This window comes from Halosolutus halophilus (genome assembly GCF_022869805.1).
Lineage (GTDB): Archaea > Halobacteriota > Halobacteria > Halobacteriales > Natrialbaceae > Halosolutus > Halosolutus halophilus.
The window spans coordinates 2,691,017-2,710,008 of the sequence record NZ_CP094974.1; the positions used below are offsets into that span (position 1 = coordinate 2,691,017).

The 18,992-nt window shown below is 68.3% G+C and carries 15 protein-coding genes; 7 read left to right on the forward strand and 8 right to left on the reverse strand.

Going from position 1 to position 18,992, the window contains the following annotated elements; genetic code table 11:
- The first annotated feature begins 277 nt into the window (after nucleotides 1–277).
- A complete protein-coding gene (locus tag MUG98_RS13150) occupies nucleotides 278–2,488 on the forward strand; it encodes an AAA family ATPase (RefSeq protein ID WP_265107904.1) in 2,211 nt (736 codons plus the stop codon).
- A 49-nt stretch (nucleotides 2,489–2,537) separates the two neighbouring features.
- Here MUG98_RS13150 and MUG98_RS13155 read toward each other — a convergent pair whose 3' ends face one another.
- The 3 genes from MUG98_RS13155 to MUG98_RS13165 form a co-directional block, all read right to left on the reverse strand.
- Entirely contained in the window at nucleotides 2,538–3,332 is a 795-nt protein-coding gene (locus MUG98_RS13155; protein WP_265107905.1) for a protein sorting system archaetidylserine decarboxylase, read from the reverse strand.
- Between the two features lie 282 nt (nucleotides 3,333–3,614).
- Nucleotides 3,615–6,446, reverse strand: coding sequence for a DEAD/DEAH box helicase (locus MUG98_RS13160; RefSeq protein WP_265107906.1), 2,832 nt, complete (start codon nucleotides 6,444–6,446; stop codon nucleotides 3,615–3,617).
- A gap of 118 nt (nucleotides 6,447–6,564) precedes the next feature.
- Nucleotides 6,565–6,780, reverse strand: coding sequence for a hypothetical protein (locus tag MUG98_RS13165; protein ID WP_265107907.1), 216 nt, complete (start codon nucleotides 6,778–6,780; stop codon nucleotides 6,565–6,567).
- A gap of 410 nt (nucleotides 6,781–7,190) precedes the next feature.
- Here MUG98_RS13165 and MUG98_RS13170 point away from each other — a divergent pair, with 410 nt between their 5' ends.
- Entirely contained in the window at nucleotides 7,191–8,177 is a 987-nt protein-coding gene (locus MUG98_RS13170; RefSeq protein ID WP_265107908.1) for a PGF-CTERM sorting domain-containing protein, read from the forward strand.
- 203 nt (nucleotides 8,178–8,380) lie between these two features.
- Complete coding sequence (locus tag MUG98_RS13175) at nucleotides 8,381–8,605, forward strand: DUF8149 family protein (protein ID WP_265107909.1); 225 nt, start codon at nucleotides 8,381–8,383, stop codon at nucleotides 8,603–8,605.
- A gap of 60 nt (nucleotides 8,606–8,665) precedes the next feature.
- On the opposite strand, the gene MUG98_RS13180 is transcribed toward MUG98_RS13175, so the two are convergent.
- Nucleotides 8,666–8,791 carry a hypothetical protein gene (locus MUG98_RS13180; RefSeq protein WP_265107910.1) on the reverse strand — a complete coding sequence of 42 codons (126 nt, stop codon included), beginning with the start codon at nucleotides 8,789–8,791 and terminating at the stop codon, nucleotides 8,666–8,668.
- A 162-nt stretch (nucleotides 8,792–8,953) separates the two neighbouring features.
- Between MUG98_RS13180 and MUG98_RS13185 the strand changes: the two genes are divergently transcribed.
- Entirely contained in the window at nucleotides 8,954–9,277 is a 324-nt protein-coding gene (locus MUG98_RS13185) for a hypothetical protein (protein ID WP_265107911.1), read from the forward strand.
- On the opposite strand, the gene MUG98_RS13190 is transcribed toward MUG98_RS13185, so the two are convergent.
- The 4 genes from MUG98_RS13190 to MUG98_RS13205 form a co-directional block, all read right to left on the reverse strand.
- The gene (locus MUG98_RS13190; RefSeq protein WP_265107912.1) at nucleotides 9,274–11,805 is read right to left on the reverse strand and encodes a DEAD/DEAH box helicase; all 2,532 of its coding nucleotides are present in this window, start codon (nucleotides 11,803–11,805) and stop codon (nucleotides 9,274–9,276) included. The genes MUG98_RS13185 and MUG98_RS13190 overlap by 4 nt on opposite strands.
- Before the next feature lie 2 nt (nucleotides 11,806–11,807).
- On the reverse strand, nucleotides 11,808–13,316 hold the full coding sequence (locus tag MUG98_RS13195; protein ID WP_265107913.1) for a ribonuclease H-like domain-containing protein: 1,509 nt from the start codon (nucleotides 13,314–13,316) through the stop codon (nucleotides 11,808–11,810).
- Nucleotides 13,317–13,387: 71 nt separating this feature from the next.
- Nucleotides 13,388–13,657, reverse strand: coding sequence for a hypothetical protein (locus tag MUG98_RS13200; protein ID WP_320443078.1), 270 nt, complete (start codon nucleotides 13,655–13,657; stop codon nucleotides 13,388–13,390).
- A gap of 441 nt (nucleotides 13,658–14,098) precedes the next feature.
- Nucleotides 14,099–14,767 (reverse strand): helix-turn-helix domain-containing protein, encoded by a 669-nt coding sequence (locus tag MUG98_RS13205; RefSeq protein ID WP_265107914.1) that lies wholly within the window; start codon nucleotides 14,765–14,767, stop codon nucleotides 14,099–14,101.
- An 82-nt stretch (nucleotides 14,768–14,849) separates the two neighbouring features.
- Here MUG98_RS13205 and hutU point away from each other — a divergent pair, with 82 nt between their 5' ends.
- From hutU to hutI, 3 genes are read left to right on the forward strand one after another with little or no spacing between them, the layout of a single operon-like run.
- Entirely contained in the window at nucleotides 14,850–16,592 is a 1,743-nt protein-coding gene (gene hutU / locus MUG98_RS13210) for a urocanate hydratase (protein ID WP_265107915.1), read from the forward strand.
- Entirely contained in the window at nucleotides 16,589–17,605 is a 1,017-nt protein-coding gene (gene hutG / locus MUG98_RS13215; RefSeq protein ID WP_265107916.1) for a formimidoylglutamase, read from the forward strand. Before hutU ends, hutG begins: the two co-directional genes overlap by 4 nt.
- Entirely contained in the window at nucleotides 17,602–18,894 is a 1,293-nt protein-coding gene (hutI, locus tag MUG98_RS13220; protein WP_265107917.1) for an imidazolonepropionase, read from the forward strand. Before hutG ends, hutI begins: the two co-directional genes overlap by 4 nt.
- The last annotated feature ends 98 nt before the right edge of the window (nucleotides 18,895–18,992 follow it).

Genomic DNA, 18,992 nt, shown 5'->3' on the forward strand with positions numbered 1-18,992 from the left:
TCAATTCCGGTAAAACACACAAACATTCATTTTCGTCGATGTGGTAAGCAAGGATGCACACTGCAGTGTGACTGCGCGAGGGAATAGGCCACCACCGCTCTCGCCTCCACGTCCGACCCGTCTACCGGATAGCGACCGCGCAATCCGGCTCGTCCAGCGGAGAGGGCTTCCAACGATTGACAGGCGACGAGCCCCCGACTCGTCGCTTTCGCGGGACAATTCTCGAGAGGACAGGGTGGGACAATTCTCAAGACGACAGAGCGGCAACTACGCCCATATGAGTCAGTCGGAATCGGACGGCGTGACGCTTTCGGTCCGCGCGGCCGAGAAGCGAGACGCCGGCCGTGGCGTCGCTCGCATCCCGGAACTCGCCCGACGACAGCTAGGTGTGTTGAGCGGCGATACGGTCGTCATCGAGGGCGATCAGCGAACGGTCGCCAAGATGTGGCCGGCGGACTCGTCCGTGCCCGAGAACGTCGTCCAGATCGACGGTGATACGCGCGCGAACGCCGGCGTCCACGTCGGCGATACCGTCACCGTCCGCGCGGCGGAACAGTCGGCCATCAGCGAGGCCGATCGCGTGACGCTGTCACCGCCGCCCTCGCTCTCGGATAGCCAGCGGAAGGTCGCCGAACGCGAGGCGACGAAACACCTCCGGAACCGTCCCGTTCGAGCCGGCGAGCAGATCCGCATCGACGGCTTCGCACAGGAAGCGTTCAGGGTCGTCGACACGACGCCCACGGGTGACGTCCGGATCACGAGTGCGACGACGGTTCGCGTCGTCGGTGCCGAACAGGAGTCGGCGACGAACGCGGGGAAGACGTCGCCGACGAGCGGCGACGCCGGTGACGATTCGAGCCAGCGGGCGGAGCCGGGAACGACCGGCGATCGAGCACCCGCGTCGGGACCGACCTACGAGGACATCGGCGGACTGGACGAGGAACTGGAACTCGTTCGGGAGATGATCGAACTCCCGCTGTCGGAGCCGGAACTGTTCCAGCGGCTGGGCGTCGATCCGCCCTCGGGCGTCCTGCTGTACGGGCCACCGGGAACCGGCAAGACGCTGATCGCGCGGGCGGTCGCCAACGAGGTCGACGCTTACTTCGAGACGATCTCCGGGCCGGAGATCATGTCGAAGTACAAGGGCGAGTCCGAAGAACAGCTTCGGGAGACGTTCGAGCGGGCCCACGAGAACGCGCCGGCGATCGTCTTCTTCGACGAAATCGACTCGATCGCGGGGACCCGGGACGACGACGGCGACGCCGAGAACCGGATCGTCGGCCAGTTGCTGACCCTGATGGACGGGCTCGATCCCCGCGGCGAGGTGATCGTCATCGGGGCGACGAACCGGGTCGACACGATCGATCCCGCCCTCCGTCGCGGCGGACGGTTCGACCGCGAGATTCAGATCGGCGTTCCCGACGAGACGGGTCGCAAGGAGATTCTCGAGGTCCACACCCGCGGCATGCCGCTCGCGGAGGACGTCAGCATCGACGGGATCGCGAGGCGGACCCACGGGTTCGTCGGCGCGGACCTGGACGCGGTCGCCAGCGAGGCCGGGATGGCCGCGATCCGGACCCGGCCGACGGACGCAGACGAACGCGAGACGTGGGACCGCGATCCGAAGGTCACGAAAGCACACTTCGACAGTGCGCTCGCATCCGTCGAGCCCTCGGCGATGCGCGAATACGTCGCCGAGTCACCGACGACGGACTTCTCGGACGTCGGCGGACTCGAGGACGCCAAGGGGACCCTCCAGGAGTCGGTCGAGTGGCCGCTGACCTACGATCGGCTCTTCGAGGAGACCAACACCGACCCACCCTCGGGCGTCCTGCTGTACGGGCCACCGGGAACCGGCAAGACGCTGCTCGCCCGCGCACTCGCCGGCGAGACGGACGTCAACTTCGTCCGCGTCGACGGCCCGGAGATCATCGATCGGTACGTCGGCGAGAGCGAGAAGGCCATTCGAAAGGTGTTCGAACGCGCCAGACAGGCCGCCCCGTCGATCGTCTTCTTCGACGAAATCGACGCCATCACCTCCGCCCGCGGCGAGGGCAACGAGGTGACCGAACGGGTCGTCTCGCAGTTGCTGACGGAACTGGACGGAATGCGGGAGAACCCGAACCTCGTCGTGCTGGCAGCGACGAATCGCAAGGACCAGATCGATCCCGCCCTCCTCCGACCCGGCCGGCTCGACACCCACGTGCTCGTCGCCGAACCCGATCGCGAGGCCCGCGAGAAGATCCTCGAAGTCCACACCCGGGGGAAGCCGCTCGCGGACGACGTCGAACTCGACCAGTTGGCCGCCGAACTCGAGGGCTACACGGGAGCCGACCTCGAGGCCCTCGTCAGGACCGCCTCGATGAACGCGATCCGCGAGGTCGCAAGCGAGTACGATCCGGAGCGAGCGAACGAGAAAGCCGACGAGGTAGTGATCGAGCGCCGTCACCTCGAGGACGCGCGATCGAGCGTCGACGCTTCGGACTGAGCTGCGCGGCCGGTCGCCGCGTAGCCGTTCGCCGCGCAGCGAGAACCGATCAGGACGCCGCGTCGTCGGACCCGTTGGTCGACCTCGACGTCTCCGTGGTCGAATCCGTCGACTCGACGTCCTCCCTTTCGACGTCGAACTGGAGTTCCGCATCCGTCTCGAGAATCACCGACTCCCCGGCAGTCATCGAGTCACCGATATCGACCGCGATATCCTCGATCTCCACCGACGGCGGGAACAGCACGTCGACGCGGCTGCCGAACGCGATGTGGCCGATCCGCTGGCCCCGATCGAGACTCTCGTCGGCCTCGACGTAGGGATGGATACGGCGGGCGAACGCGCCGGCGATGAGCGTAATCGTGGCATCGTGCGGGGGGACCGCCGCTGCACCCGCCGAATCGGACTCGTCGGCGGGTTCGGAGTCGTCGGTACTGTCGTCAGCCGACACGGCAGCGAGGGCGTCGTCCTCGGTCGCCACGCGAACGTGGACCCGTTCGTTCCGATCGGATTCCTTCGAGAACGCGGGGCGATTCGCCCCGGAGACGTGTTCGACGTCGGTCACGGTCGCGTCGACGGGCGCGCGGACGACGTGGACGTGCCAGACGTTCATGAAGATCCCAAGCCGGACCCGATCGCCCTCCTCGCGGAGGACCGAGACGTTCCCGTCGCAGGGCGCGACGACGCCCGTCGGCGGCGGCGTCCGATCGGGGTCGCGGAAGAACGCGAGCGTGGCGACGCCGAGCGCGGCCGTCACGAGACCGGCAGTAGCGCTGATGAACAGCGCGAAAGGTGCGGCGAGCAGGGGCGGGATGGCGTACTTCCAGGCCCCCGGCGCGAAGTTCATGTCCGAGGCAACGACGGGAAGTCGTATGGCCGTTACGGTGCTCGGATCGGGCCAGCGGGCACCCCATCACCGATCCGTCCCGACGCATCGATTACCGATAGCGACAGCTTCGAAGGGGGAGTGACGTGACGAAACGGGCCGTGGCGGCCCGAAAGAGGTGGAAGGGTACGGAAGAGGTGAATACGTGGAACCGCACGTGATCGTCGGGCCGCCGTCCGCGTAAGCGTGCTGGTACAGTGCTCGAACGCGGGAATTGGGGACAGGGTTATTACGGGTATCGGTTCAGTCCCAGAACGACTGGGTCCGCGCGTACTCGCGTTCCTGCGAGAGGATGTCCCGGTAAAAGTCGTCCTCGTTCTCCCGGAGTTTGCTGATGATCCGCGCGGCGTTGTGGGGGCCGACGCCGCGGGCGGCCATCGCGATCACCGCCTGCTTGCCGTGGCTCTGGACGAGGCTCGCGGCCCGGAAGGCGCGTTCGGTCATCCGTTCCTGTTCCTCGTCTTTTTCCTCGGCGCGGACCGCCTGGACGACCTCGTCAGCCCAGGGGTTCAGCGACGCGATCCGGGTCGAGCCGCACTCGGGGCACTCGGGCTGATCGGGCACGCGCTTGACTTTCGTCGTGACCTTCCAGTCCTTGCAGTGGGTACAGAGCAGGACGACCCGATCGTTCTGGAGCCGCTCCCGGACCGTCTCGATGACGCTCGCGTCGGCGTTCTCCGGCGCGAGCAGTTCCTTGCCCGAGGACCGGCCGCCCCGGCCGATCGGCGTCCGGCCGCGTTCGGACACCAGGTCCAGGTCTCCGGACTGGAGTCGCTCGAGCACGCGACGCGCACCCTCGACGTCGAGATCCTCGTGGAACACCTCGCGGATCGCCTCCTCGTACATCGGCGTCTCTTCCAGCGCCGAGAGCAGGCGCTCGTTGGACAGGCGACCCGAGCCCTGCCACCGTTTGAGCGCGCCGAACTTCGCCGAGACCTGCGTCAGGCGAAACGCGAGCGCGTCCGATCGCTTGAGTCCGAGTTCGACGATCGTCTCGACGTGATCCGGGTCGGTGTCGTCGAGCACCGCACGGACGTCGCTGGTCGCGATCGAACTCGGCACCTCGAGTTCGATGCGGTAGGGATCGATCTCGAGTCCGACCGAGCCACCGGCGCGCTGACCGAGCAGCGCGGAGAGCACGCGGCCGAGGGTCTCGTTGGTCTTGTGGCCGAAGGGAGCGTTCAGGACGACGGTTCGGCCCTGCCGTTCGAGAACGAGCCGATCCGCGGTGGGCATCGCGAGGTCGCCGTCGACCTGCCGTTCGAGTTGCTCGCAGGCGTCGGTGATCGTGTACTCGTCGGCTGGATACCGCCCCGAGAGTTCCCGCCCGACGGCCGCAGCGTCCGCGCCCGCCCGTAACTGCGGTTCCGCGACCCCGCGGATCTCCCCGACCTCGCCCGCGACCGCGGCGGGGACGGGAATCTCCTGGCCGATCCACGACGGCACCTCGCCGCCCGGGTCCTCGATCGGGCTCACTTTCACCGTCGCCTCGTCGTCGTCGATCTCGGCGATCCGCCACATCTCGCCGCGCTGGACGAACACCTCGCCCGGCTGGGCGAAGTTGACGACGAATCGCTCGTCCAAGGTCCCGATCTGGGTGCTCGATGCGATGTCGTGGACCTCGTAGGTCTCCTCGTCGGGGATCATCGAGAGGTTCGCGTAGACGTACTGCCACGTCCCGCCGGTCGTCTCGAGCCGATCGGCGTCCTCGTCGAACCAGACGATCCGGTTGCGGTGCAGTTCCGACAGGACCTCGCGGATCGTCCCCTCGCGAACGTCCCGGAAGGGAGCGGCCCGCGTGATCGTCTCCACGGCCTCGCTCACGTGCGTCGCACCGCGGCTCTGGACGATCGCCGGCAACTGGTTCGCGACGACGTCGAGACTGCCCTCGTGGATCGCCGCGGGTTCGACCTCCCCGGCGCGAGCGCGGCGGGCGATCGCCAGCGCCTCGAACGTGTCGTCGGGACGGGTCGTCACGATCGTCCCGCTCGAGACCTCGTCCTGGCGGTGACCCGCACGGCCGATCCGTTGAAGCAGGCGCGTGACCTGTCGCGGGCTCTGGTACTGGATCACGTGATCGACGCGGCCGACGTCGATACCCAGTTCCATCGAGGACGTACAGAGCAGTCCGTCGAGTTCGCCCGCTTTGAACCGGTCCTCGACGTCGATCCGGGCCTCCTTCGAGAGCGACCCGTGGTGGACGCCGATCGGGAGGTCGAGTTCTTTGAACCGGGAGCCGAGCGCCTCGGCCGTCTGGCGAGTGTTGACGAAGATCAGGGTCGACTCGTGGTCCGCGACGAGGTCCCGTATCAGGCGGACGTGACTGGCCGTCGAGGCGTCGGTCATCAGTTTGCCCGCCAATCCCTCGTCCTCCTCGGTGATTTCGGGCCGACGAACGGTGACGTCGACGTTACTTCCGACGTCGATCTCGCGGATCTCGCACGCGCGGCCGCCGGTGAGGAAGTTCGCGACCGCCCGCGGTTCGCCGACCGTCGCGGAGAGGCCGATCCGCTGCATCCCGCCGGCGAGGTCGCGAAGCCGTTCGAGCCCGATCGAAAGCTGGGCCCCGCGTTTCGACGCCGCGAGTTCGTGAACCTCGTCGATCACGACGTGAGAGACGTCCGAAAGCGCCTCGCGCAGTCGCTCGCCGGTGAGCATCGCCTGCAGCGTCTCCGGCGTCGTCACGAGGACGTCCGGTGGGTTCTCGGCCTGCTTGCCCCGCTGGTACTGGGTGGTGTCGCCGTGACGCACGTCGACGTCCAGATCGAGGTAGTCACCCCACCACTCCAGGCGCTCGCGCATGTCGCGGTTGAGCGCCCGCAGCGGGGTGACGTATAGCGCGCCGAATCCTTCGGGCGGCCCGTCGTCCGCAACGAGGTGATCGAAGACCGGCAACATCGCCGTCTCGGTCTTGCCACTCCCGGTGGGCGCGATCACGAGGGTGTTCTCGCCCGCCGCGAGCGGCGGAATCGCCAGTCGCTGTGGTGCGGTCGGCGTCGAAAACCCGCGTTCGGAGAGCGCCCCGCGAACCGTCGATCCGAGGTGCGTGAAGGCCGCGACGTCCCCGTCGGTCATCGGCGGGTCTAGGGGTGAACGGCGGATAAGGGCCACGTTCCCGGCACGATCGAGCACGCTTTCGACGTCGGATTCGGCTGCCGAGCGGTCCCCCTCTTCGCCGCCCGATCCGTTGCTCTCACCCGTCGATCGCCACGGTCTCCTCGATGCGATCGGTGGTCGTCTCCGACAGCGGGCGGTCGTTTTCGCGAAATTCGAGGTACCGGAGCACGGCGTACGTGACGCCGACGAAGCCGACGATCACGGCGATGTCTCGAAGGTGGTTCCGGATCGAGGGAGACGGCGACGTCCGGTTCGACGACTGCTGCTCGTCGACACCAGCCAGTGGGAGCATTACCGACCGTAGGATCGCCCGTGGGAAATCGGTTGGGCGTGTCCAGGCAAGCCCGCCGCCCGTCCTCGCCGCTCGATCGCGGGTCGCTTCCAGAGGGGTCGGAGAGCGGTCGCGAGTTGTCGACACCTACCGTGCCATAGCGAGCGCCTAAATCGGCGTATTCCCAGGTAGACGGCCTTTACGCCCCAGTACGTGGCTCATAGTATACACCGATGATTCCGGACGTTCGGAGAGATGACCAGTCCAAGTCCACGACAGTCATCGGCACCGAACGATCGAACGACGGTCACGCGAATCGAATCGCTCGCAGACACTCCCACGACACGGTCAGTCGCGTGGTCGTACGGTTCGACAACCCGAATCGGCGACCGAGGAGGGCCGAATCGTGACGCTCCCGAGGAGGCGTAATCATGGTGGGATCCCGACTTCCCCGGCCGATCGACGGACGCGGTCTCGCCGCACTCGGTGCGGTCCTCTTCTGTGGCCTCCTCGTGGTGGGGTCCGTCACGGGAACGCCCGCCGCCGTCGGCAGCCAGACGACGAGTTCGGATCGCGTGACGACCGCGACGATGCAGGAAAACGTCACGGAAGAGGCGTACGTCGAACCCGCGCCCGAGGAGGGCGACGAGTACTTCGAGGCGGTCGCGAACGACGACACCTGGATCAGCTACGTCAATCCCCGCGACGAGTACCGGGACCCCTACCTCGGGGATGGCTCCGGGAAAATCTGCGTGACGCTGCTCAACGAGGCCGGCGACTCGATCGTCGGCGAGACCGTCCCGAACACGACCGTGACGATACCGACAGGCGAGGAACTCGAGTGGCATCCTCACGCCGATCCGATGACCGTCGAGTACCCGCTTACCGACGGCTACGAGCAGCCACTCGACGCCGACCAGTTCGGCACGAGCGACCTGCCGCAGGGCGACGGCTACATGGACAGCCACTGCATCGAGATGCACGGCCAGCCCGAAAACGCCACGATCGAGTACGGCGAGGCCCAGATCGAGGGCGACTACGCCGACGACATCGAGGTCGTGGGCTACATCCAGCAGCAACCGGGCGGCGAGGGCTGGGACTCCGACATCGATCCGACCGAGGCCGCCGAGTCCTACGAGGAGGTCGGCGGCGAGTGGACCTATCGGACCGACGACACCCACGGGCAGGTCGTCGTCGTCCTCCAACTCGATCGCGATCCGGCCACGTTCGAATTCGACGACGAGAGTGACGACGAAAGCGACGAGAACGCGTCGACGGACGACGGAAACGAGTCGACGGACGACGCTGACGTCGAGACCGACGACTCCGACGACGATAGCGACGGGCTCCCCGGCTTCGGCGCGGCCGTCGCGATCGCCGTCCTGGCGATCGCTGGTCTCCTCGCGACGCGTCGGTGACGGATCACTCGTCGCCGCTCCGCCGTGGCCTGTGGCAGTCTCGTTCGTCGCCGCTCGTCGGTGTCGAACGAGAACGCGATCCGAGATCCGGCGCGGTCCGTGATCCGGTGTCGTCCCGATCGAACGAGCTACGAGAACGAGCCGACGAAGCACGGTGGGACGAACCAGTGAGAATTTGACGCTCGCCACGAGAGAGTCGACAGATGACCCCGCCAGCCGATCACGACGACAGCGAGCCAGCGGTGCCCATCCACTGTCCCGACTGCGAGACGACGTCCCGCGTCCCGCTCGCGGACGTGGCCGACGCGATCGATCGCCACAACGACCAGCTCCACGACGGGGACGAAGTCGCGAGGGTCGATCCCGACGTCGCGGATCGAATCGCCGATCTCGTCGCCGAGGAACTCGGCCTCCTCGACGGGGCGTAGTCCCCCGACGACGTCGACAGGTATCGGTTCCAGCAACGCGCACGCGATCGGGTATTCCGGTCACGGTCGCAGATACGAGAGAAGGCGGTCGACCAGCGAGCGGTCCGATTCGTCGGAAGTGTGAGTGACGCGTCCTTCCTCGTCGGGTCGATCGTCCACACGGACGTCCGGACGTTTCGAATCCATACCCGCTTTGTTTCCCGGAACGAGTCACAAGCCTTGGCCCTGCGATCGCACCCGTTCGACCACGCCGTCGAGAACGGTCGATTCCGGTCCGTTACGAAAGATCCCCCTGGAGTGGCGGTGTGAGACGACACACAAACGGTGGTTCGCGAGAAAGACGACCGTATGGACGAGGAGCTACCCGACTGGATGAACTACGGAGACGATGAGATACTCGAACTGCTGCAGTCCGAGGACGTCTTCTCTCCCGACCACGTCGCGGAGGACGTTCCCCTGCGGGGCCCGGAAGTTGCCACGCGGTGTCGCGAACTCGCCAAACACGGATTGCTGAACAAACCCGTGATCGGGATGTACGAGGTCACCGACCTGGGCGAACGGTTCCTCGCGGGCGAAGTCGATCCGGAGGAACTGGCTGCTGGCGGGAACGATGACGCAGACGGAGCCGACGACGCCGAGAACGTGGACGGAGACGACGCAGGCGAGGACTAGGAGATCGAAGCAGGCGGTCGTCGCTGTCCCGTCCCGGAGTCGTCAGTCTCGGAACCGTCGACTTCGGGGTCGCGATCGCCCAGCAGGGCGCCGATTACGTCCGTCGCGGCGGGCGCGTACAGTGGCCGGTTGTCGTTTCCACACCGATCGTCCATCAGACACGCCGGACAGCCCTCGTCGCGACCACAGGAGCAGTCGACCATCAGTTCGCGAGCGCGCCGCGCGACGGCCTCGTACTCGTCGTAGATGCTCCGGGCGAACCCGACGCCACCCTCGATCGCGTCGTAGATGAACCAGCCGCTGGTCTCGGGCGTTTCGGGGAGTCGGTTGGTCGCGAGGCCGCCCAGGTCGGCGGCGTCCACGTTCAACTCGAGGGGTGCGACGGCGATCATCGCGTGCTCGATGGCGTGGATCCCGCCGAGGTAGCCGTGCAGGCGGGGCGGGATCTCGTCGCACTCGTCGTTGTGATAGTCGCTGTGGGCGACCCGGACCGCGCGTTCGACGTCGTCGGGAACCTCGGCCCAGCACAGTTGCGTGCGCATCTCGAGCGGTCCCACGCCGGTCTCGAGTCCGACCGCGCGAACGTCGCCCGAACCGACCTCGCGTCGCATGTACGTCCCGTAGTGGATCGTCACCGTGCCGTAGCCGTAGTTGAGCCGGAACGGGCCGACCGCTCGGGATTCCCGAACCTCGGTGTCGTAGATCCGCACCTGTCCCTGTGACTGGGTGTAGTAGTCCACGTCGACGCGCTCGAGTTCGACGACCGGCTGCGGGCGGTCCTCGCGGAGGGCGACGACCTCGTACTGCTCGCCCTGGAACCGCACGATCGCGCCCTCGTGATAGTCCCGGTAGGCCCGGTCGCGCCCGATCGGTTCGTGATCGATCGACTCCTCCCCCACGAGGCGGACTTCGAACGTGTCGCCGCCCGAGGCGTAGAGACTCACCTCGTCCTGGGGTCGATCGCGGTGGGCGTAGGTGACGCCGCCGGCCAGCGAGCCCTCGAGGTCACCCAGTCGGCGACCGAACTCGACCGCGCGTTCGAGTCGCTCCCGCCCGCCGAACCGATCGGCGTCCGCCTCGGTGAGCGGGAGTTCCTGGGCGGCGCAGTTGACGTGCTGCCTGTAGACGGGATTGTTCTCGAGGTCGACGACGGCGCTCTCGTGGTCCTCCTCGAGGACGTACTCGGGGTGCTCGAGGATGTACCGGTCGAGCGTCGCGTGGCTGGGGACGAACACCGAGAGGGCGTCGCGCTCGTCCCGGCCGGAGCGCCCGATCCGCTGCCAGAACGACTGTCTGGAGCCGGGATACCCCTGCAGCACGGTGCCGTCGACGCCGCCGACGTTGATCCCGACCTCGAGGGCGCTCGTCGTCGCCACCCCGTCGAGGCGGCCCCCCTTCAGGCGGTTCTCGGTCGCCCGGCGCGACTGCTTGCCGTGACCGGCGTTGTACGGGGCGAGCGCGGCCGCTCCCTGGTAGGGCAGCCTCGACTCCGCGAGGAACGACTCGGCCCGATCGACGGCCAATTCGGTCCCCTTTCGGGACCCGCAAAACAGCAACGAGGGGACGCCGTGGTAGCAGAGGTGGGCCCACACCTCGGGCGCTTCGACGGTCGCGGGGCGTTTCGAGATCGTCTCCCAGCCGTCGGCGGTACCGTCGTCCGTCGTGGCGCCGGTTCCGGTCCCGCCTCCGTCCGTCGCGGGCGGATCCCAGAACACGAGATCGCGTTTTCCCTGCGGCGATCCGTCCGCGTCGATCACCGTCGCCGGGTCGCCCGTGAGTTCCCGGGCGTGGTCGGCGGGGTTCCCGATCGTCGCCGAGGTCAGCACGTACTGGGGGTCACCGCCGTACCAGCCGACGATCCGGTGGGTCCGCCGGAGGATCCACGCGGCGTGCATCCCGCCGAGTCCCGTCCACGAGTGGGCCTCGTCGACGACGATCAGGTCGCAGTTGGCGTGGAACGTGGCCCATCTGTGGTGACCCTCCAGGTACTGGTTCAGCCCGGCGAAGTTCGTGATGACGACGTTCGCTTCCTCGCGAATGCGACGCTTCTCGTCGCTTTTCGTGTCACCGTCGTAGACGCCGACGGTGACGTCCAGGTCGAGCGTCCCCCGGAGCAGGTCGTTCAGTTCGCGTTCCTGATCCCGGCTGAGCGCCTTCGTGGGGTAGACGATCAGCGCCCGCGTCTCGGGGTCCTCGAGGTACCGCCGCGCGACGTGGAGCGCGTAGACGTACGTCTTCCCCGACGAGGTCGAGGTCGCCACGCAGACGTTCTCGCCGTTCCCGAGCGCGTCCAGGGCGTCGGCCTGGTGGCTCCAGAGGTCGAACCCGAGCCGTGACGCGAGGTCCGGCGGCAGTACCTCGGCGGCCGGGACGTGACTGGCCGCCTGCGCCGGGATCGTGATTCGCTCGTCGATCTGACCTCGATAGCGACGCGAGGGATACGTCTCCCGCAACTCGTCGGCGGACAGTGCGAGTCCGTCGTCGGTGGCCGATTCGGCCCGCCCGCGAGTCCAGTTCTCGTCGCCCATCGTCAGAAGTCACCCAGTGCTGCCTGCGTCGATTCGTCGTCCTCGGCCGCCCCCGTCGACCGATCGCCAGCCTGCTCGTCGCTCGCCGGTTCGGCGGCCGCGACCGCGTCGTAGACCGCCGCCAGTTCGCGCACGTCGGCCTCGCAGTACCGTCTGGCCGCCTCCCAGTCGATCTCGATCGGTTCCGGCGACTCGATCGATCGGCGGAGCCGCCGGGCGAACGTCGCCCCGTCGATCGTGCCGGCGGGGCCCTCGCGCTCACAGCCGATCGCGCCCGCGACGTCCTCGAGCCGGTTCGTTCGGCCGGGCAAGTGCGCGTGGTCCTGCCGAACGGCCCAGTCGTAGCAATCGTACTTGACCACGTCCTCCTGCCAGTACTCGGCGAACGCGGGCGCGTAGCGGGTCACGAACCGATCGAGGTGCTCGTAGTCGAACTCGTAGCCGTTCCAGGTCACGAGCGCGGGGCGATCGTACTCGGCGGCCAGCCACTCGAGGAACGCCCGCGTCGCCGTCCCGGGATCCTCCCGCGACGGGTCTGTGTCGACGAAGTCCACGTACGCGTCGCGTTCCGGGTCGTAGACGCCGAGCAGCGGAATGACCGTCGGCGACAGGCCGTCCGTCTCGACGTCGAGGAACAGCGGTTCTCGATCCGCCGGCGGAACGGGTTCCGACGTGCGGCGAACGACCCGTCCCTCGGCGAGCGCCCGGGCGCTGGCACGCATCGTTCGCGCCGTCGCGTCGCCGACGCCTCGAACCGATCGCAACTCGTCCGGCGACGCGTCGGCGACGGCCGCCCGGGAGTCGTACCCCGCTTCGCGGAGTCGTCGCGCCGTCGTCGGCCCGACCCCGTCTACGGCCTGCAAGCCGAACCGGTCCGCCGGGACGGACGTGACCGAGACGGAACCGCCGGCGGTGCACGTGAGACGGGCCAGTTCCGGCGCGCCCGATCGCCGAATCGGACCGAGTCCGCGCACGGGGAGTCGAACGTCCCGGCCGTCTGCAGTTGCCGTCCACACGTGCTCGTAATTCGCCGGGAGCGATCCCGTGAGGAACGTCGTCTCGGTCGTCGATCGGGCCTGGTAGCGGGCGATCGCGTCGCGACCCTCGAGGGCGGCTTCCATGGCGACCTCGTCGGCCCTCGTCTCGAGGCCGTCGCAGACGACGTAGTCGGCGTCGGTGAGGACGCCGGTCCCGGCCTCGGTGCCAGCGCCCGGCGCGGCGTCCGAGAGCGCAGCGAGTCGCGAGGCGAAGCCGACCGTCACGCCGCCGACGGTCTCCGATCGAACCGACGCGGAGCCGCCGGGATCGAGCACCGGCCCGTCGAACGTCCGACGAAGTCGGCTGACGGTCCGGACGTCCACCCCGTCGCGGACGACGGTGACGAGGTCGGGGTCGAACACGGCGAGGACGTCGGCCAGCCGGTCCGCCGCGGGTGCGTCGCCGGCCGGTCCGGCGAGCGCGTCACAGCGCACCGCGAGCAGCGCCGCACCCGCACCGTGTTCGACGGTCATACTCGTACGGTGAGACCGATCGCTGAAAAGCGTTTGCGGACCGCGGCGAGTGTGGTGACGTGTTCGGGTCGTCACTTCGGAATCGGACGCCGCGTATCGACCACGCGCGCACCCCGCCCGGCGACGCGAATCTCCGCCCACGCGGGCAGTTCGTCCGGCTCGATCGGGACGAGCAAGAGCAGGGCACCGTCCCCGGTTCCGACGAGCCGACGGTCCGGCGATCGCTGTCGAATGCAGCGTTTCCAGTTCCCGGCACTGAGTCGTCTACGCACCTGCCACTCGGTGTAGTACCGGCCGTTCGACCCCGCGAAGAGCGCGTCGACCGGCGCGTTCACTGACACGCGCCGGTCACCTCCAGCCACCCTCCGTCGGCCGTCGCCTGCGTCGGTGCACCATTCTCACTCGAACGATGAGAGGTCGGTCGGATCGGTGCTCGGGTTCACATAGGTGACTTTTAAGATTCCGTGACTATCACGGCTGCCTGAACGGCGACGGATCTCCGGAGAGACCCGTGCCGAACGAGTTCGTCGCCGGGTGGTCTCGATCGAGCGGCAACACGGAAGAGACCGAACGGAGAGACGACGGCGACGACGACCTCTTCTCCGGACTGGCCGTTCCCGAACTCCCATTGCCGCTACTCGTCCTGGGTGGGGTCGCGTCTCTCGTCGCGACCGTCGGCGCGTTCTACGCGACGTACTCGGTTGCGTTCTACCGGACGATTCGAACCACGCGAATAGCAACCGCCGTCGACGATCGGAGACGGAATCAGTGCGATCGGGCCGTCAGTGTCGACGATAGTACTCGACGACGGCGTCGACGAGTTTCGCCTCCGCGCGGCGGCGGTGCTCCTCCGCCGTCCGCCGATCGATCCCGACGGTGTCGGCGATGGCTTCCATCGACGTCTCCCGGGGGGACCGGTAGTAGCCGCGCTCGACGGCCAGCGTGAACACCTGTCGCTGTCTGCGCGTGAGCGACGGCAGGACCCGTTCGAGACCGAGCGGGGACTCGGTGGCGGCCCCGTCGATTCCCGGTTCGAGCGATCGCTTCTCGGCGACGGTCACGTCGAACTCGGCCTGCAGCGACCGGTACAGCGCCGTGAGCCGATCGGCCGACAGGGCGAGCACGCGACACCACCGGTTTCCGTCCTCGTACCGCAACGGCGGGAGGAGGACGCAGCCGGTGGCGGCGAGGTGAGCGTCGACCGTCGGTTCGTCCGCGCCGCGAACGCACGCGTCCGTGACGACGACGGCGCGTCCGCCGTCGACCAGCGCGTCGTCGACGCCAGCGATCGCGTCGACGCGATCGCAGACCCGATCGACGTCGGTCGGCGGTCCGCGGACGCGCAACAGGTCGGCGTGGTCGTTGCACCAGAGCGCGATCTCGACGGCGAGAGCGTCCGTTACCGCGGCGTAGCCGTCCGTCCCCGACAGGCGAAACGTGACCTCGTGCACGGGTCTAGATCCCCGTCCAATTATAAAAGGACAGGCGTGCGCCCACCACACGGCCTTGGAAGTGAGTGACGAACACCGACGCATGCAGGAGTCCGATTCCCGCGACTCGGCGGTCGGTGAACCGAGCGATCAGTGGCGCGAGTACCGGGGAGCGTCGACCGGCACCGATCTGGAGTGTCGCGGCTGGCGACAGGAGGCGGCGCTGCGCATGCTGAACAACAACCTCGACCCCGAGGTGGCGGAGAAGCCCGAAGAACTGGTCGTCTACGGCGGCACCGGCCGGGCGGCCCGATCGTGGGACGCCTACGACGCGATCTGTGAGGAACTCCGGGAACTCGGGGACGAGGAGACGCTACTCGTCCAGTCCGGCAAACCCGTGGGCCGGTTCGAGACCCACGAGCGCGCGCCACGAGTCCTGATCGCCAACTCGAACCTCGTGGGCAAGTGGGACGACTGGGAGCACTTCCACGAACTCGAGGCGAAGGGCCTGATCATGTACGGGCAGATGACCGCCGGCTCGTGGGCCTACATCGGCACGCAGGGGATCATCCAGGGGACTTACGAGACGCTCGCGGAACTCTCGACCCAGCACTACCCCGACACGGAGGGGTTGCGGGGCAAGATCGTCGTCACCGGCGGTCTCGGCGGCATGGGCGGCGCGCAACCGCTCGCGGTGACGATGAACGGCGGCGTCTGCATCGCCGCCGAGGTCGACGAAGAGCGGATCGATCGCCGCATCGAGACGGGGTACTGCCAGGAAAAGACCGAGGACCTGGACGCGGCGATCGAGCGCGCCGAAGCCGCGGCCGAGGCCGGGGAGCCCTACAGCGTCGGCGTCCACGCGAACGCGGCCGATATGCTGGAAACGATGCTCGATCGGGGATTCGTCCCGGACGTGGTGACCGACCAGACCAGCGCCCACGACGAACTCGAGGGGTACTACCCCTCCGGCTACACCGTCGCGGAGGCCGATCGCTTCCGCGAGGACGACCCCAAGACGTACGTCGCGGAGAGCCTCGCGACGATGGAGCGCCACGTCGACGCGATCCTCGCGATGCAGGACGCGGGCGCGATCGCCTTCGAGTACGGGAACAACATCCGGGGGCAGGTCGCCGACCACTGCGACCACGACGCGGCGTTCGAGTACCCCGGGTTCGTCCCCGCGTACGTCCGGCCGCTGTTCTGCCGCGGGAGGGGACCGTTTCGCTGGGTCGCGCTGTCGGGCGATCCGGCCGACATCCACCGGACGGACGAGGCGGTCAAAGAACTCTTCCCCGACAAGGACCACCTCCACCGCTGGATCGACCTCGCACAGGAGCGAGTCGAGTTCCAGGGACTCCCGGCACGGGTCTGCTGGCTGGGATATCGTTCCGGTGGCAACGAAGACGGGCTAACCGAACGCGCTCGCTTCGCCCTCCGGATCAACGACCTCGTCGCGTCCGGTGAGGTTTCCGCGCCGATCGTCGTGACGCGCGATCACCTCGACGCGGGCTCCGTCGCGAGCCCGAACCGGGAGACGGAAGCCATGAAAGACGGCTCCGACGCCGTCGCCGACTGGCCGATCCTGAACGCCCTGCTCAACTGCGCAGCCGGTGCTGACGTCGTAAGCGTCCACGACGGCGGCGGGGTCGGGATCGGCAACGCGATCCACGCGAACAACCACGTGGTCCTCGACGGGAGCGACCTCGCGGCGGAGAAAGCCCGCCGCGTCTTCACGACGGACCCGGGGATGGGCGTCATCCGCCACGCCGACGCCGGCTACGAGGACGCGATCGCCGAGGCCCGCGAGTCGGGCGTTCACGTCCCGATGGAGGACCGGGAATGACGGCGAACGAGGCGACGTTCGTCACCCATCCCGACTGGGACGCCGCCGGCGGCTGGGACGAGACCGCTCGATCGGCATCGGCCGATCCGAACGACGAACTGTTCGGTCACGTCGTCGCGGACGTGGCCATCGATCGGCTCTCGGCGTCCGGCGGGTCCGACGTCGAGGCAGTGCTCGTCGGCGAACCCTACGACGGGGCAGTCATCGGACGAGCGGGAGCACGCGAGGGGCCACTGGAGATCCGCCGATCGCTCGCGCGAACGAAGACGCACCACGTCGACGGCGGGCCGGTCCGATCGATCGGCGACCTCGGGGACCTCCGCTCGCTGGTCGACGACCACGAGCACGGTGACGCCGACGACTCCGTCGACGCGGTCCAGCACGCAGTCCGCGAGGCGACCGATCGCGTCCACGACGTCGACGCACTCCCCGTCTTCCTCGGCGGCGACAACTCGCTCACGTACCCCAACGTCGCCCCGCTGCTCGATCAGGGCTCGGTCGGCGTCGTCACCCTCGACGCCCACCTCGACGTGCGCGAAGTCAGGGACGGCGCTGGACCCACGAGCGGCACGCCTTACCGACAGCTATTCGAGGCGGGGCTCGATCGGTACGCCTGTCTCGGGGCGCGACACTTCGAGAACTCGACGACGTACCACGAGTTCGTTCGCGATCGCGGCGGCGAAATCGTCACGGCCGAAGAGGTCGAGGACGATCCCGTGGACGCGGCCATGCGAGCGCTCGACGCGACGGGCGACGTCGATCGGCTCTACGTCAGCGTCGACTGCGACGTCCTCGACGCGAGCGCCGCGCCAGGAGTGAGCGCGCCGACGCCGGGCGGCGTCACGACGCGGGAACTGTTCCGCTGTTTGCGACTGCTCGCGAGCGACGATCGGCTCGCCGGCGTCGAGATCGTCGAGTGCGCGCCGCCGCTCGATCGGGACGGGCTGACCGTCGACGCCGCGGCGCGAGCCGTGGCACACGTTCTCGCGGGCTATCTGGAGGGGCGACGATGACCGGTACCTCGCCGGCCGATAGCCACCCCGACGGTTCGACCTGCGTCGTCTACGACGCGGGCCAACTGATCGTCGGGCCGGCCGCGGGACCCGACGACTCGCGGGCGATCGACCGCGAGTCGGACGACGGGCCGCTGGAGATCCGCGAGGACGCGGCGTTCGCCGCGATCGACGGCGAGGTCGTCGCCGTCGGGTCGAGCGACGAGATCACGCGCGAGTATCCGCCCGAGAACGCCGAGACGGCGATCGATGCCGCTGGAAACGCGGTCGTGCCGGGGTTCGTCGACCCGCACACCCACGCCGTCTTCGCGGGGGATCGATCGGACGAGTTCGCGGCCAAACTCCGGGGGAAGAGCTACCAGGAGATCCTCGCGGAGGGCGGCGGCATCCTTCGGACGGTTCGTGCGACCCGGAACGCGAGCGACGCGGACCTGCGCGCGAATCTGCGGGCGCACCTCGACGTCATGCTCGCCAGCGGAACCACCACCGTCGAGGTCAAGTCGGGGTACGGACTCGACGTCGAGACCGAACTACGACTGCTCGAGACGATCGATCGAGTCGCCGACGGGCACCCGATCGACGTCGTGCCGACGTTCATGGGAGCCCACGCGGTGCCGGAGGGGCGAGAGGCGGACGAGTACGTCGGGCGGGTAGTCGGAGAGCAGGTCCCGGCCGTCGCCGACCAGGAGATCGCCGAGTTCTGCGACGTCTTCTGCGAGGCGGACGTCTTCGACGTCGCCCAGTCGCGGCGCGTGCTGGAAGCGGGGGCGGCGGCCGGTCTCACCCCGAAGGTCCACGCCGAGGAGTTCACCCGTCTCGGCGGGTCGCAACTGGCCGCCGACCTCGGGGCTGCAAGTGCGGACCACCTGCTCCACGCGACCGAGGAAGACGCGGCGGCGCTCGCGGCGGCGGACGTCGTTCCCGTGCTCCTGCCCGCGACGGCGTTCGGCCTCGGCGAAGCGTACGCCGACGCCCGAACCTTCCTCGAGGCGGGTGCACCCGTCGCGCTCGCGACGGACTTCAACCCGAACTGTCACGCCCGCACGATGGAATTCGTCCAGACGCTCGCCACCGTCGAGATGGGGCTCACGCCGGCGGAGGCGTTGCGTGGAGCGACTCACGACGCGTCACTGGCGATCGATCGAGACGACGGGACCGGGACGCTACGCGAGGGTGCACCAGCGGACGCCGTGGTACTCGAGGCCCCGTCCTTCGTCCACCTCGCGTACCGGTTCGATAGCTCGGCCGTCGATACGGTCATCAAAACGGGCGTCGAGGTGGGACCATGACCACCGCAGCGCGTGCAGCGGATTCCGTTCGAACGGTTCGGCGGCCGATCGAGCGGCGGGCGAACGCCCAGACGCGACCGATCGAACGGGGAGAACGA